Annotated in this window: 14 protein-coding genes; 9 read left to right on the top strand and 5 right to left on the bottom strand. The window is 43.1% G+C overall.

The window, feature by feature from the left end; all coding sequences use genetic code 11:
• The first annotated feature begins 22 nt into the window (after window positions 1–22).
• The 3 genes from aat to infA all read left to right on the top strand — a co-directional run bounded on the left by aat (window position 23) and on the right by infA (window position 1728).
• Entirely contained in the window at window positions 23–730 is a 708-nt protein-coding gene (aat, locus tag R7Z77_RS09085) for a leucyl/phenylalanyl-tRNA--protein transferase (protein ID WP_005378347.1), read from the top strand.
• A complete protein-coding gene (locus R7Z77_RS09080; RefSeq protein WP_047100846.1) occupies window positions 727–1428 on the top strand; it encodes an arginyltransferase in 702 nt (233 codons plus the stop codon). The genes aat and R7Z77_RS09080 overlap by 4 nt, the downstream gene beginning before the upstream one ends.
• Window positions 1429–1509: 81 nt before the next feature.
• Window positions 1510–1728: a translation initiation factor IF-1 gene (infA, locus tag R7Z77_RS09075; RefSeq protein WP_001040192.1), complete on the top strand. Its 219-nt coding sequence runs from the start codon at window positions 1510–1512 to the stop codon at window positions 1726–1728.
• Between the two features lie 135 nt (window positions 1729–1863).
• On the opposite strand, the gene clpA is transcribed toward infA, so the two are convergent.
• Both clpA and clpS read right to left on the bottom strand, forming a co-directional pair.
• Window positions 1864–4131, bottom strand: coding sequence for an ATP-dependent Clp protease ATP-binding subunit ClpA (clpA, locus tag R7Z77_RS09070; protein ID WP_005387879.1), 2268 nt, complete (start codon window positions 4129–4131; stop codon window positions 1864–1866).
• Window positions 4132–4181: 50 nt separating this feature from the next.
• The gene (gene clpS / locus R7Z77_RS09065) at window positions 4182–4502 is read right to left on the bottom strand and encodes an ATP-dependent Clp protease adapter ClpS (RefSeq protein WP_005378419.1); all 321 of its coding nucleotides are present in this window, start codon (window positions 4500–4502) and stop codon (window positions 4182–4184) included.
• A gap of 707 nt (window positions 4503–5209) precedes the next feature.
• Between clpS and cspD the strand changes: the two genes are divergently transcribed.
• Complete coding sequence (gene cspD / locus R7Z77_RS09060) at window positions 5210–5428, top strand: cold shock domain-containing protein CspD (protein ID WP_005378407.1); 219 nt, start codon at window positions 5210–5212, stop codon at window positions 5426–5428.
• A 185-nt stretch (window positions 5429–5613) separates the two neighbouring features.
• Here cspD and R7Z77_RS09055 read toward each other — a convergent pair whose 3' ends face one another.
• The gene (locus R7Z77_RS09055; protein WP_005378404.1) at window positions 5614–7839 is read right to left on the bottom strand and encodes an NADP-dependent isocitrate dehydrogenase; all 2226 of its coding nucleotides are present in this window, start codon (window positions 7837–7839) and stop codon (window positions 5614–5616) included.
• Between the two features lie 311 nt (window positions 7840–8150).
• Here R7Z77_RS09055 and R7Z77_RS09050 point away from each other — a divergent pair, with 311 nt between their 5' ends.
• A complete protein-coding gene (locus tag R7Z77_RS09050) occupies window positions 8151–8852 on the top strand; it encodes a pseudouridine synthase (RefSeq protein ID WP_005387874.1) in 702 nt (233 codons plus the stop codon).
• Window positions 8853–8937: 85 nt separating this feature from the next.
• Here R7Z77_RS09050 and R7Z77_RS09045 read toward each other — a convergent pair whose 3' ends face one another.
• Both R7Z77_RS09045 and R7Z77_RS09040 read right to left on the bottom strand, forming a co-directional pair.
• Entirely contained in the window at window positions 8938–9615 is a 678-nt protein-coding gene (locus R7Z77_RS09045) for a DUF2057 family protein (protein ID WP_017634732.1), read from the bottom strand.
• Window positions 9616–9691: 76 nt separating this feature from the next.
• The gene (locus R7Z77_RS09040) at window positions 9692–10771 is read right to left on the bottom strand and encodes a porin (RefSeq protein ID WP_005378424.1); all 1080 of its coding nucleotides are present in this window, start codon (window positions 10769–10771) and stop codon (window positions 9692–9694) included.
• 515 nt (window positions 10772–11286) lie between these two features.
• Between R7Z77_RS09040 and dinG the strand changes: the two genes are divergently transcribed.
• The 4 genes from dinG to rsmS are packed head-to-tail and all read left to right on the top strand — an operon-like array spanning window position 11287 to window position 14868.
• On the top strand, window positions 11287–13362 hold the full coding sequence (dinG, locus tag R7Z77_RS09035) for an ATP-dependent DNA helicase DinG (protein ID WP_213967354.1): 2076 nt from the start codon (window positions 11287–11289) through the stop codon (window positions 13360–13362).
• Between the two features lie 14 nt (window positions 13363–13376).
• Window positions 13377–14162, top strand: a complete 786-nt coding sequence (locus R7Z77_RS09030) for a sulfite exporter TauE/SafE family protein (protein WP_115385848.1) — start codon at window positions 13377–13379, stop codon at window positions 14160–14162.
• Window positions 14159–14704 (top strand): primosomal replication protein, encoded by a 546-nt coding sequence (locus R7Z77_RS09025; RefSeq protein WP_017820026.1) that lies wholly within the window; start codon window positions 14159–14161, stop codon window positions 14702–14704. The genes R7Z77_RS09030 and R7Z77_RS09025 overlap by 4 nt, the downstream gene beginning before the upstream one ends.
• A complete protein-coding gene (gene rsmS, locus R7Z77_RS09020; RefSeq protein ID WP_005378432.1) occupies window positions 14704–14868 on the top strand; it encodes a pleiotropic regulatory protein RsmS in 165 nt (54 codons plus the stop codon). The genes R7Z77_RS09025 and rsmS overlap by 1 nt, the downstream gene beginning before the upstream one ends.
• The last annotated feature ends 67 nt before the right edge of the window (window positions 14869–14935 follow it).

Raw genomic sequence — 14935 nt, 5'->3', positions numbered from 1 at the left:
CCAATGTTGGTAACGACTTCTTATGGCTATTTATTTAACTGAACTCGATGAAACGTTCAACTTCCCCTCACCCTATAAAGCACTCAGCGACCCCAATGGTTTGCTGGCTTTTGGTGGTGACTTAAACCCCATGAGAATCCTCAATGGTTACTATCAAGGCATTTTCCCTTGGTATGGTCCTGGTGAACCTATTTTATGGTGGAGCCCTTCTCCGCGCGCTGTGTTTGACCCATTGCAGTTTAAGCCATCTAAAAGTCTCAAAAAGTTTCAGCGTAAACATAACTATAAAGTAACACTCAATTTCGCGACAGAAGAAGTGATTAGACTATGTTCTTCAACACGCCCTGCAGAGGAAACATGGCTCAACGAGGAAATGCAAACTTCCTACATTGAGTTAGCCAAACTTGGTCACTGTCACTCTGTAGAAGTATGGCATGACAACAACCTGATTGGCGGACTATATGGCATTTGCGTGGGCCAACTTTTTTGCGGGGAGTCGATGTTTAGCCTAAAAGATAACGCATCCAAAATTGCATTGTGGTACTTATGCAACCATTTGGCGTCAAAGCAAGGTCAATTAATCGATTGCCAAGTTATGAATTCTCACTTGGCATCACTTGGCGCATTTGAACTTGAGCGTGACGAATTTATGCAAAAACTACTATCTTTAAGAGAAAAGCAAACACTATTTGATGCCTATCAGCCCCAAGTTTTGCAGGATTCAGTATGAGTACGGATATACAACATATTCGAATAGGGTTGACGAATAATCACCCTTGTAGTTATTTGCCTGAACGGCAAGAGCGGGTTGCGGTGGCGCTTGATGAAAGGCTGCATACTGAAGAAAATTACCAGTTGCTCATGGCTAACGGTTTTCGTCGTAGCGGAGATACCATATATAAACCGCATTGCGAGCATTGCACCGCTTGCCAGCCAATTCGAGTCTCGATTCCAGACGTTAGATTATCAAAAAGTCAGAAGAGGCTGCTTAATAAAGCACAGTCTTTACGCTGGGAAATGAAACCTGAAATGGATGAGGAATGGTTTGAGCTTTACAGTCGGTACATCTGCAAACGGCATAGAAACGGCACTATGTACCCACCAAAGCGTGATGAGTTTGCTCGATTTGCTCAAACCAGCTGGCTGACAACGTCGTTTTTACACATTTACGATGAATCAGATCAATTGCTCGCCATTGCAGTGACAGATTTGATGCCACAATGCTCGAGTGCTTTTTATACTTTTTTTGACCCTGACTACGAGTTATCTCTTGGCACGTTAGCAGTGCTTTATCAAATTAAATACTGCCAAGAAAACAAACAACAGTGGCTATATTTGGGATATCAGATTGATGAGTGCCCAGCAATGAGCTACAAAACACGCTTTCAACGCCACCAAAGGCTAGTAAATCAGCGTTGGCGAGGGTAGAATACGCCTCAACTTTACATAATTACTATTTAGCGGCAGAATATAGCCCGCTAATATTGCCTAGTTTCTAAAGAGGATTAAATGGCTAAAGAAGACGTAATCGAGATGCAAGGCACTGTCCTTGACACTCTACCAAACACTATGTTCCGTGTTGAACTTGAAAACGGTCACGTTGTGACTGCTCACATCTCTGGCAAGATGCGTAAGAACTACATCCGTATCCTAACGGGTGACAAAGTAACTGTAGAGATGACTCCATACGACCTGTCAAAAGGCCGCATCGTCTTCCGCGCTCGTTAATCTCTGATTTTCGGATGCAATAAAAAACGGAGCAAGCTGCTCCGTTTTTTATTGCACAATTTTTTCCGATTTAGTTCAGATAAAAAAAAGCGTACGATCTTCTCGTACGCTTTTGCGTTTGTTACCGACTAACGATTAATGCATCGCTGTCTCTTTCTCACTTAAGTATTCAAACTCAAGCGTATCGTTGACCAGCGTTACCTTCACTGTACCGCCGTCAACTAAAGATCCAAACAACAGTTCGTTAGCCAAAGGCTTCTTAAGCTGTTCTTGGATAACACGCCCCATTGGGCGAGCCCCCATAGCTTTGTCATAACCTTTATGTGCTAACCAATGGCGAGCGTCTTGCGATACTTCCATTGAAACGCCTCTCGCATCAAGTTGCACTTGCAGTTCAACAATGAACTTATCAACCACTTGATGGATAACGCTTTCATCAAGGCTGTTAAACCAGATGATGTTATCAAGACGGTTACGGAACTCAGGAGTAAACACCTTCTTAATTTCCGCCATTGCATCATGACTGTTGTCTTGTTGAATCAAACCAATTGATTTCTTCTCGGTTTCCGCCACTCCTGCGTTAGTTGTCATAACAAGAATGACATTACGGAAGTCTGCTTTGCGACCATTGTTGTCCGTTAGCGTACCGTTATCCATGACTTGCAACAACAGGTTAAAGATATCAGGGTGCGCTTTTTCAATCTCATCAAGTAATACGACTGAATGTGGGTGCTTAATAACAGCATCAGTTAGCAAACCACCTTGGTCATAACCGACATAACCAGGAGGCGCACCAATTAAGCGACTTACGGAGTGACGCTCACCATACTCAGACATATCAAAACGAAGTAGCTCGATACCTAGAAGCTTAGATAACTGCACCGTCACCTCTGTTTTACCAACCCCTGTTGGGCCTGCAAACAAGAATGAACCAACAGGTTTGTTGTCTACACCTAAACCTGCACGTGTCAGCTTGATCGCCTCGGATAATGCATCAATCGCATTATCTTGACCGAATACCAACATCTTCATTTTGCTATCTAAGTTTTTCAAAATGTCTTTATCTGAAGAAGAAACCGACTTCTCTGGAATTCGCGCCATTTTGGCAACCATTGATTCGATATCAGCCACTCCGACCGTTTTTTTACGACGGCTTGCAGGAGCAAGACGACTACGAGCACCAGCTTCATCAATGACATCAATGGCCTTATCTGGTAGATGGCGTTCATTAATGTATTTAGCCGACAGTTCTACCGCGGCACGCAGTGCTTTATTGGTATAACGTACTTCATGGTGAGCTTCGTACTTCGGCTTCAAGCCCATCAAGATTTTAGTTGTATCATCCAATGAGGGCTCTACAACGTCTATCTTTTGGAAACGGCGAGACAGCGCACGCTCTTTCTCGAAAATGTTGCTGTATTCTTGGTATGTCGTCGAACCAATACAACGCAACTTACCACTACTTAAAAGAGGCTTAATAAGATTTGCTGCATCGACTTGACCACCAGATGCCGCGCCTGCACCGATGATGGTATGTATTTCATCGATGAACAAAATGGCATCTTCTTCTTTTTCAAGTTGTTTCAAAATCGCCTTGAAGCGCTTTTCAAAATCACCGCGATATTTGGTACCAGCGAGCAAAGAGCCAATATCTAGTGAATAAATCACGCTGTTTTGAATGACCTCAGGGACCTGCCCTTCAACAATTCTCCATGCAAGACCTTCCGCAATGGCTGTTTTACCAACCCCTGCCTCACCCACTAGTAGGGGATTATTCTTGCGGCGTCGACAAAGTACCTGAATAGTGCGCTCTAACTCTTTATCACGTCCAATGAGTGGGTCGATGTTTCCATCTTTAGCGACTTGATTAAGATTCGTCGCAAAGCTTTCTAGGCGTTCTTCAGAATTAGGCTCTTCAACACTTTCTGAGCTAAACGAGTCTGATGATGAATCCTCACCTGCACCTGATGCTTTAGTAATACCGTGGGAGATGAAATTAACAATATCTAATCGGGAGATGTCATTTTTCTTCAGTAGGTAAGCGGCATGCGACTCTTGCTCACTGAAGATAGCAACAAGCACGTTGGCGCCTGTTACTTCATTACGACCAGACGACTGTACATGAAAGACGGCGCGTTGTAGTACACGTTGAAAACTCAAAGTCGGCTGCGTTTCACGCGTCTCATCACTATCTGGGATAAGAGGCGTAGTTTGATCGATGAAAATATCGAGTTCGTTGCGTAAAGCGTCAAGATCCGCCTTACAAGCTAGAAGGGCTTCCTTAGCTGCATCATTTTCCAACAATGCAAGTAGGAGGTGTTCGACAGTCATAAACTCGTGGCGTTTGTCGCGCGCCCGAGCAAATGCACCGTTAAGGCTTGACTCTAGTTCTTTATTTAGCATAAGTACCTCCCGAAAAAACAACTGGGGTTGTTCGAGCAAGTCTTCTTTGTTTACGCTTGCTCCATAGTGCAAAGTAGCGGATGTTCATTTTCCCTTGCGTACATCGTAACTTGCGCTACTTTTGTTTCGGCAATTTCTGCGCTGTATGTGCCGCAGATTGCCTTTCCTTCATAGTGGACCTGAAGCATGATTTGAGTTGCTTTATCAATATCATGTGAGAAAAATCGCTCAAGCACCTCTATGACGAAATCCATAGGTGTATAGTCATCATTATTGAGTACGACATTGTACAGCTTAGGTGGCTGGACTTTCGTACTTTCTCGCTCCAGAAGATCAGAGTCCGGAGTGACCCATTCAAAATTTTTACTCATGGCAATCTAAAGATATCGTATCAAAGGGTTGATGTTTTCGACCTATAAAAACAATCTACCACAAGCGTGCAGCGCGGTGTAGTGAGTTATGGCACCGAATTCGATCTTTGATCGATAAAAGTTGCTACCTAATATAGAGACTAATGCACGTCTTGATACGGCGCAAATAAAAGATGCTTGTCGATAAGTTACACATTTTTTCTTATAAAAGAACTTTCTATTTATTGCTTTCGGACTATTGCAAACCACCCCATCATCTTCTATCTGGATCACACTTCCTCATTGAGAATACGGTAATTATCACGAAAACTTCATTTTTTATTCAGTTAGAGGATTCTTCTCCCATAAGCAACACGGACAGTATGGCTTTTTAAGTATGAGCCACTTCATAGGCAAATTGACTAAACTTCTGCGTATATACGAAAAACTGTTTGCAAATTTGTTAATCTCAAAAGTGATTTGTTTTCAATTATGTTTCTGTTTGTTGCTCACTGCTATTGACTGTCGAAATTCATTGACTACAGTGGAAAGTGTCGATGCATAAATCATCATTTTGAAACCTCTCTTCTTTAAGTGGTTTTTTGATGAATGTGACTTATCATTGATTTGACGTTTGTTGGCATTCGCTGACAATGGTAGTACCAAGTTAAAGGTATAACTTGGTTGCAGTAACAACATCAGTAAAAAATGCATGAGGGATGTAAAGCATGGCTACAGGTACAGTAAAGTGGTTTAACAATGCCAAAGGATTTGGGTTTATTTGTTCAGATGAAGAAGAGGGAGATATCTTTGCCCACTACTCAACTATCCAGATGGACGGTTATCGTACACTGAAAGCAGGCCAACAAGTCTCTTACGAGATTGAAAAAGGTCCCAAAGGCTGTCACGCGAGTAGCGTCGTGCCTCTTGAAGGCCAAGCCAAATAATTAGAGCGCTGTCGAAATATAAAAATATTGCTCTCGAAACGCCACGTTGATGTTTTGAAGAGAAAAATAAACCCGCCAAGATAGCGGGTTTCTTACTATTTAGAGCACGTGTTACAAAAGGAACACTTACAACGCACTTACAGGATAGGAAACACGCCGAAAACGACGTGTTTTTTAACACTAACTTACTTGTTAATGATTGCGTTAAAGGTTTCGCTTGGACGCATCAATTTAGAAACCAATGCATCGTCTAGTAAGTAGTAACCTCCTAGCTCACCTTTCACGCCTTGCGCATTATTTAGCTCAGCAACGATCGTTTCTTCCTGCTCTGACAGCGCTTTTGCAATTGGTGCAAATTCAGCAGCAAGATCCGCATCATCCGTTTGCTCTGAAAGCGCTTTCGCCCAGTAAAGTGCAAGATAGAAGTGGCTTCCACGGTTATCTAGCTCACCCACTTTGCGTGACGGAGATTTGTTGGTGTCTAAAAACTCACCGGTCGCTTTATCTAGTGTATCTGCGAGAACCTGAGCCTTAGGATTGTTTGTCGCTACACTTAAATGCTCTAACGAAGCTGCAAGCGCTAGGAACTCGCCCAAAGAATCCCAACGAAGGTGATTCTCTTTTTCTACTTGTTGAACGTGCTTAGGAGCGGAACCACCAGCGCCTGTTTCAAATAGACCACCACCATTCATCAATGGAACAATAGATAGCATCTTAGCAGACGTACCTAACTCTAGAATTGGGAACAAGTCTGTTAGGTAGTCACGAAGAACATTACCTGTAACAGAGATAGTATCTAGGCCCGCTTTCATACGCTCTAGTGAGTACTTACAAGCTTCAACAGGAGATAGGATCTTAATCTCTAGACCGTCAGTATCGTGATCTGGTAGGTAGGCGTTTACTTTCTTGATGAGCTCAGCATCGTGCGCGCGGTTTTCATCTAGCCAGAATACAGCTGGAACACCTGTTGCACGTGCGCGAGTCACTGCTAGTTTAACCCAATCTTGGATTGGTGCGTCTTTAACCTGACACATACGGAAGATATCACCTTCTTCAACCGCTTGCTCTAACAGTACGTTACCTGAAGCATCAACAACGCGAACAGTACCCGCAGCGTCTAGAATGAATGTCTTGTCGTGAGAACCATACTCTTCAGCTTTCTGAGCCATTAGACCAACGTTAGGTACGCTACCCATAGTGGTTGGATCAAATGCGCCGTGCTCTTTACAGAAATCAATAACCGCTTGGTAAATACCTGCGTAGCTACGATCTGGAATCATCGCTTTGGTGTCTTTTTGTTTACCATCTGGTCCCCACATTTGACCAGAAGAGCGAAGCATTGCTGGCATAGAAGCATCTACAATAATGTCACTTGGTACATGTAAGTTTGTGATACCACGATCAGAGTCAACCATCGCAAGCTCTGGTTGAGTTTGGTAAACCGCTTGAATGGCCGCTTCAATTTCTGCTTTTTGCGCTTCAGGTAGAGACTCAATTTTTGAGTAAACATCACCGATACCATTGTTTACATCAACACCTAGCTCTTCAAACAGCTTACCGTACTTATCGAAAACGTCTTTGTAGTAAACTTTTACTGCATGACCGAAAATGACAGGGTCAGAAACTTTCATCATCGTCGCTTTCATATGAAGAGACAGCAGCACGTCTTGTGCTTTCGCTTCAGCAATCTCTTTCTCGAAAAATTCAACCAACGCCTTCTTCTTCATTACTGAAGTATCAATGACTTCTTTATCTAGTAATGGGAACGCAGACTTAAGCTCTTTAACTGTACCATCATTACCGACAAACTCGATTTTGACCTCTGTTGCACCAGAGATAGTTGTAGACTTTTCGCTACCAAAGAAGTCATTGTCTGACATGCTCGCAACATGGGACTTAGATTCTGCTGACCATGCACCCATTGAGTGTGGGTTTTTCTTCGCGTAGTTCTTAACCGAAGTCGGAGCACGACGGTCTGAGTTACCTTCACGAAGTACTGGGTTAACCGCACTACCTTTGATTTTGTCGTAAGCCGCTTTAATCGCTTTCTCTTCGTACGTGCTCGGCTCTTCTGGGTAGTTTGGTAAATCGTAACCTTTCGCCTGAAGCTCTTTAATCGCCGCTTTAAGCTGAGGAACTGAAGCTGAAATGTTAGGTAGCTTGATGATATTTGCTTCTGGAGTTTGAGCTAGTTCACCAAGCTCAGTCAACGCATCGCCAATGCGCTGTTCTTCTTTTAGATGCTCTGGGAAGTTAGCGATAATTCGACCTGCTAGTGAAATATCACGAGTATCTACATTGATGCCAGACGATGCTGTGAATGATTGAATGATTGGTAGTAATGAATAAGTTGCTAGCGCCGGCGCTTCATCAGTGATGGTGTAGATAATTGTAGGTTTTTCTGTAGGCATGAAATTTCCCTATTTTTTAATCAACTTGTTGGCTGATCAACTCAGCGTCTGAGTTGGTTTAATTGACGCATTGCTGCACGTTAGCAGTACATGTCTCCTCACTAACGCCACATGCGGTTCGCACTCTTTGTTGTAGTTTGAAGCTCTAAGCTCTGAATCCATGAGTGCACTGATATAATTAAACAAATAACACGAATTAGTCTATCATTCTGTGCGCGTTTGTTAGTTTTAGGCGCGCAAATCATATCCGATCATGAGAAAACTTAAAACTTTCAAACACAGTTCATTTACATTTTTGCAGGGTAGTTAACATGTCATCTCGTACAGGTCAGGAAAAAGGTCGCAGTCGTAACCAGTCTAAAACGGGCCATTTTAAACACTCAGGAGCTCGCAATGGCTCGAAGACTCGTACTCAGCAAGACCGCCGCCCTAATCGCCCAACAAAAAGCCAAAAGCCAAAAGTGGCCCCTAAAGATCGTAAAGTCATTATTTTCAATAAGCCTTACGATACGCTCAGTCAATTTACCGATGGCGATGGTCGCAAAACGTTAGCGGACTATATCCCAATCAAAAATGTCTATGCGGCTGGCCGATTGGACCGAGACAGCGAAGGTTTGATGGTACTCACTAACGATGGCATCTTGCAGGCGAAGTTAACGCAGCCAAAGTCAAAATCGCCGAAGACTTATTGGGTTCAAGTTGATGGCGCTCCTCAGGAGCAAGATCTTGAAAAATTGAGAAAGGGAGTAGAGCTAAAAGATGGTATGACTCTACCGGCCGAAGTTGAAGTAATTCCAGAACCACAAGTCTGGGACAGAACCCCTCCGGTCCGTTTTCGAGCAAATATCCCTACCACTTGGTTAGCCATTACCATTATTGAAGGAAGAAATCGTCAGGTACGTCGCATGACTGCGCACATTGGCTTCCCTACTTTGCGCCTCATTCGTCATTCGATGGGTGATATCGTCCTTAACGACCTAATGCCTGGTGAATGGAGAGAAATCTCTCTCTAATAAGCAGAAAAGATAAAAGCAGGCTTAAAGCCTGCTTTTTAGATTCGTACTTTTTCAGTTAAGCCCTATCTAATGAACTAAGGGATTACTGCTCAGCAAGCCAGTTTTTAAATGCCTCTTTTTCCGCCGGAGACGCTTTCTGGTACATCGTCTTTAATACATCAACCATTGGGCTGTCGTTCGATGCGGCTGTTGAACGGGTATCACTAGTCTCAACTCGAGGCTCGATATCACTTACTGATTGTTGATGCTGATTCACAGTTACATAACTAACGGCAACGCTCGCGATACCGCCAGCAATATTGTAGTTGCGAGATTCTTGAGGGTAATTACGACCAATTTGAACACCATCTGACTCTAATACATCTTCGACCAAAGCAATAGGTTGGCCTTTGGTATCCAGTAATTGCCAATCTAGAGGCGAGATGTTGTTTTGCGCTTGGCGAAGAGTTTTAAACTCTGGCAGTTCAAACGTTAGCTTTTCGTTTTCAGCATCAAATTTAGCAACGATTACATCACTGTAAACCGTCTTAAGGTTTTCGTTAATTTCGAATGTAGGTTGATATTTGAAGACAATTTGATTCGTTCCGTCAGGTAGTTCGATTGTCTTCTCACTAGAAAAAAGACCACCTTCTAGATCTGGCTTCTCCATGTTGACGGCCAATAACTTCACGTCTTCTGGAACCACTAAAGTCGTTGCAGCGTAGAGGTTTGTACTGGCAAAAATAGACAGTGCCATTGCCACTTTTAATGATAACTGCATAGAATTTTTCATCCTTATCTTCATAGTAAAAGACCCAGCATATAGCTGGGTCTTACAATATCAAACTGGGTATTGATTACCAGTAGAAACGAGCACCAACACCGAAGTTAGTTGCGTCGTCTGTGTCTTTGTTGTCGAAGTCAGTACCTTCGAAAGTGTAACCCGCTTCTGCGAATACACGTGCCCATTTAGAGAACTTGTATTCAACACCAGCGTAGAACCAAGAGGAGTCTGCGTCTACTTTACCTGCTTCGTCAGTAGACTGAGCTAGGTACTCGTAACCAGAGTATAGAGTTGTTTTAGGAGCAACAGCGAACATACCAGCTACAACGATGTAGTGTGAATCAACTGTTGATTTACCTAGCTTATCTTCGTTTTCGTTGTAGTAGTACGTAGCACCTAGAGTGTGCTCGTTTAGTGCGTACTCAGCAGTTACTTCAAAAGATAGGTTTTCGTTATCAGTACGCTCTGTGTGAGAAACTGTTTGCTCTACACCATTAAGAACTAGTTTTTTCTCTTTAGTTACGTTGATGTCGTTGTTCGCAGTAAGTACACCAGCGTGTAGAGATAGGTCGTTGAAAGATTTACCAACGAATACTTCTAGTACTTCTTCGTTAGAATCTTTTTCGCCTAGCGCGTAACCAGCTTTTAGCCAGAATGCGTCATTTTCGTAAGCGTATTTGATTTGAGAATCGTTGTTCCAAGCGTGACCGTATGCAGTTTCCGCTGCGTTACCACCGAAGAAGTAAGAGTAATCTGCGAAGTATACGTCATCAGCCCAAGTACCTTCTTTACCGAAGCGAAGAGTACCCATATCACCCATATCAAAACCGATGATGTGGCGACGTACGTATACAGAGTCATCTGTACGCTCGCTTGAATCAGCACCTGCGTCGTAGTTGTCACCTAGAGCAACACCGATTTCAACTTCACCCAGAACTTTTAGGCTTTCGTCAACAACGTAAACCGCGTTCACACCAGTACGAGAAGAGCTAGTGTTTAGCTCTGCTGTGTGATCAGTTTTTTCTGTGAATAGAAGAGTTGGACGTAGCTGACCGTAGAAATCTACAGAACCTTCTTCAGATTTGAATACTTCAGCTGCGTTCACTGAAGTTGCAGACGCAACTACAGCTAGTGCTAATAGAGTTTTTTTCATAATTAATCCACTGCCTTTTCTTAGTTCGGGATATCCTTGTCCGGTTCCCTTTTTTTATATGTTTGAGGTAGAGCGTTAACAAAACGTTATACAGCACCTCCTCAAAATCTGGAGCTAAGAGTGCAAAAGATTATTCTGGCTGTCAAATTTTCTAAATACCAATGTAAAAAAAACAAAATACTATTATAAAACAACAACTTGATAAGTTTACCTTTATTTATTCGACGAACATCTAACCAATCTCCATTATTATTTGTAATTTACAAAATTATTAACAAATGGTTTTTTAATCCAATAAGTAAATTTAAAAAAACAAAAAAAAGAATAAAAACCCACAAATCAGACCAAGTTGGAGTTTTATATTTTTCATATAATGAAATTAATTTCATTAAGATAAGGTTCAATATTTTTTTGTGAAGGAGATCTACATTCCTTATAAAAGCATTCCGTTTTGTGAACTACTGTACAACTAGTGATGTGTGCTACTATTCGCCTCCAACGCATTTGAGGCCCGTATGCTGACCAGTAACATTCAAAAATCGATTCGTAATAGCTATCAAAACCTTCAAGATCAACTTGATAACTTTGTGCCTAGAAGAGCACAAAACTACCTTGTTGCAGAGATTGCAAAAACGCTGTGCGGTCAGTATCACAAATCTAACCGAATACTCGTTGCAGAAGCAGGGACTGGAATTGGTAAATCGCTCTCCTATCTAATGGCGACCATTCCCGTGGCTGTACATAACAATAGAAAAGTGGTTATCTCAACGGCGACCGTCGCTCTGCAAGAGCAGCTAATCAATAAAGACCTTCCTCTTTTTCGTCGGATTACCGACCGAGAGTTTTCTTTTATTTTGGCAAAAGGCCGTCAACGCTATTGTTGTGCAGAAAAGCTCGCCACTGCTAGCGGTGCTGATGGTGGCCAGTTAGCCATGTTTGAAACCAAACCTAAGCAAAAAGATATAGAGCTGTTAGAAACAATGCATCGCTCTCTTGCGCAAGGTAAATGGGACGGTGACCGTGATTCTTGGCCTAAACCCATCGACGATAAGCTTTGGCAACTGATTGTCAGTGATAAACACAGTTGCAATAACAGTTTACCAGGCCACCGCGGCTGCCCATTCCAAAAAGCGCGCTCAGAGTTGGATAAAAACGATGTCATCATTGCTAACCACTCTCTCGTCATGGCAGACGCAGATTTAGGTGGCGGCGTGATTTTACCTGAGCCAGAAAATACAATATACGTCTTCGACGAGGCACATCACTTACCTCACGTCGCTCGTGACCATGCTTCAGCATCTGCGAGTTTAAAAGGCGCGGTAGCATGGCTTGAGAAGTTAAATCAGTCGATTAGTAAGTTTTCATCACTCGCAGACGAGAAACGCGTAGCTCGATTTCGCAACGACCTTCAAGACGCGGTTCAGAACTTGATACCGGCACTGACTCAATTGCCCAAACAGTTCGACCCAGCCCAATTTGAAGAGGGTATCTACCGCTTCGAACACGGTGAACTACCTGAGTGGCTAGAGAACCAATCCAAAGAACTAAAACAGTCCAGCAAAAAAGCAAATCAGAGTGTGGCAAAAATTGCCGATCTTATTGCGGAAAGAGTAAAAGACGGGGAGCTTGCGACAAGGTTGGCTGAACCAGCGCTTGCAGAGCTCGGTTTCTACATTCAAAGGTTAGAAAACTTAGCGCAAGTATGGCATTTAATGGCTGAACCAACTCGTGAAAAAGGTGCGCCTTTAGCTCGCTGGTTAGAAACCCACCCCGATCGCGAGGGTGATTTCATTGTGAGTGTTTCGCCACTTGAAATTGGATGGCAACTCGACCAACAGATTTGGAGCAGATGTATTGGCGCCATTTTGGTTTCCGCAACGATGCGTGCATTAAACTCTTTCCATTACTTTTGCCATCAGGTTGGTATTGATGGAAAACCAGAATCAGGCACTCAGTTTTTAGCGCTTGCGTCACCATTCGATTACCAAAACCAGGCAGAATTACTCATCCCTGCGATGAAATATGAACCACCAGCGCCTCAATTTACTGAATATCTTATTGAGATCTTGCCTAAGTACTTGGAAGACAAGAAAGCCAACTTAGTATTATTCTCATCCTATTGGCAGATGAACCAAGTCGCGAAGGCACTCTCTTCGGAGTTCATAAAAAAAGGCTGGGCGTTGCAAGTTCAAGGTGAAAGCTCACGTCAAGAAATTCTAAAAAAACATAAAAAGTTAATAGAATCAAATAAAACCAGCGTCTTATTTGGTACTGGCAGTTTCTCTGAGGGGCTAGACTTACCTGGCGAATTACTTGAAAACTTGGTGATTACAAAAATTCCATTTGGCGTTCCAACCTCCCCTGTTGAGCAGGCTCATTCCGAATACATTGAGAAAAAAGGAGGAAACCCGTTTATGCAAATAACTGTACCAGACGCAAGCAAAAAGCTGATCCAGAGCGTAGGTCGCTTACTGCGTAAAGAGAGAGATTCTGGTAGAGTAACGATTCTTGATCGACGCATAGTCACTAAGCGATACGGACAAGCCTTAATCGACTCACTACCTCCATTTAAACGTAAAATAGAATATTAGAAGAATCACCATTTATGGAAATGATTGAGCCAACCATGCTGTTGGTGTTGGCGCTTGTCGCTTTTGTCGCAGGATTTATTGATGCAGTTGCCGGTGGTGGTGGCATGCTTACCGTACCTGCTCTACTTTCGCTAGGCTTGCCGCCTCATATTGCACTAGGCACCAATAAACTTGCCGCTACCTTTGCTTCTTCTACTGCGGCATTTACGTACTACAAAAAACGTCTATTCAAACCTCAATGCTGGAGGCGTGCATTCGTGGCAACACTCGTCGGAGCGACATTAGGTACGCTATTTGTAGATGCGATTAGTACGGATTGGCTGGAAAAAGGATTGCCGCTTGTTATTTTGGCGGCAGCGTTGTATACCGTTTTTCATAAAACACCCCACTCTGCTCATCAAAGTCCAATACCCGAGCCTTGCCCAAAACTTCATAAAAAACAGTACATGCAAGGCTTATCCATAGGATTCTACGACGGACTCGCAGGGCCTGGAACTGGGGCTTTTTGGACAGTAAGTTCAATGGCGCTGTACCGGCTGAATATCTTGCTCGCCTCTGGCTTAGCAAAAGCAATGAACTTTACCAGTAACTTTACCTCTTTGATCACTTTTGCATTCCTCGGACATATCAACTGGGTGCTAGGCTTAACAATGGGAGTATGTTTAATGGCTGGTGCTTTTGTTGGCGCGCACTCCGCTATTAGATTTGGTTCTAAATTCATTCGTCCTGTATTTGTTACTGCCGTCAGCATACTAGCCATTAAATTGGCTTATGACGCATGGTTTGTAGGTTTGTCATGAACATTTCTCAACTCCAGGAAAATCTAGAACAAATGGCGAAGCAAGCCGCTGTTCTTGACCGTCAAAGAGGCGAACATCATGTTCCGCTTTTTGATGAGCGTTTATTTGGTTGCCGCTCTCGCTTACTTACTCCTTGCGTAAAAGAAGCAAAAGCCACGCTGGGTGCGATTGTGCGTGAGCAAAATGAAGGTAAGCTCACCGCTTTGCGTGCTGAGTACCTCACTGAACGGTTAGTGGCGCAAATCGGTGCGATTCAACGCGAGATTTCTACCACTAAAATTCGTAAGAATGAAATCAAACATAGCAGCCATTTCCGTAAGCCTATCAACGTGCTTTATCAGGAGCTCGCTCAACATCAAGAGTGGGCAAGACGCTTGCGCGAGATGGTGTTAGAAAAAGAACGTGCTGTCGAAAGCGCTCCTAGTTTTATGCGTGCCGACGCTCAAAAAGTATTACTAGCAACCGAGCAACGTTTAGCGCGTTGTGAAACAGCACTTCTTAAGCTAGAGAACCAAATTACACATAGGGAAAAACATCAATAATGGCTGATCAACCAACCTCGCCTTTAGATGACGCACCTGAAGAGATCAAACTGGCTGTCGATTTAATCTATTTGCTTGAGAGCAATGAGATAGATCCAGAAGTTGCGCTTAACGCTTTAAAGATCGTGCAAAACGACTTAGAAAACAAATTAAAAGCAAAGTAGCTCAGAGCGTTTCACTCCTTTCACCGAGACTCGTTTTCAGTGCTCTTACACAATGATACTATTCATA

Source organism: Vibrio sp. 1401, assembly GCF_033340295.1.
This window is presented reverse-complemented; position numbering and strand designations above follow the sequence as displayed.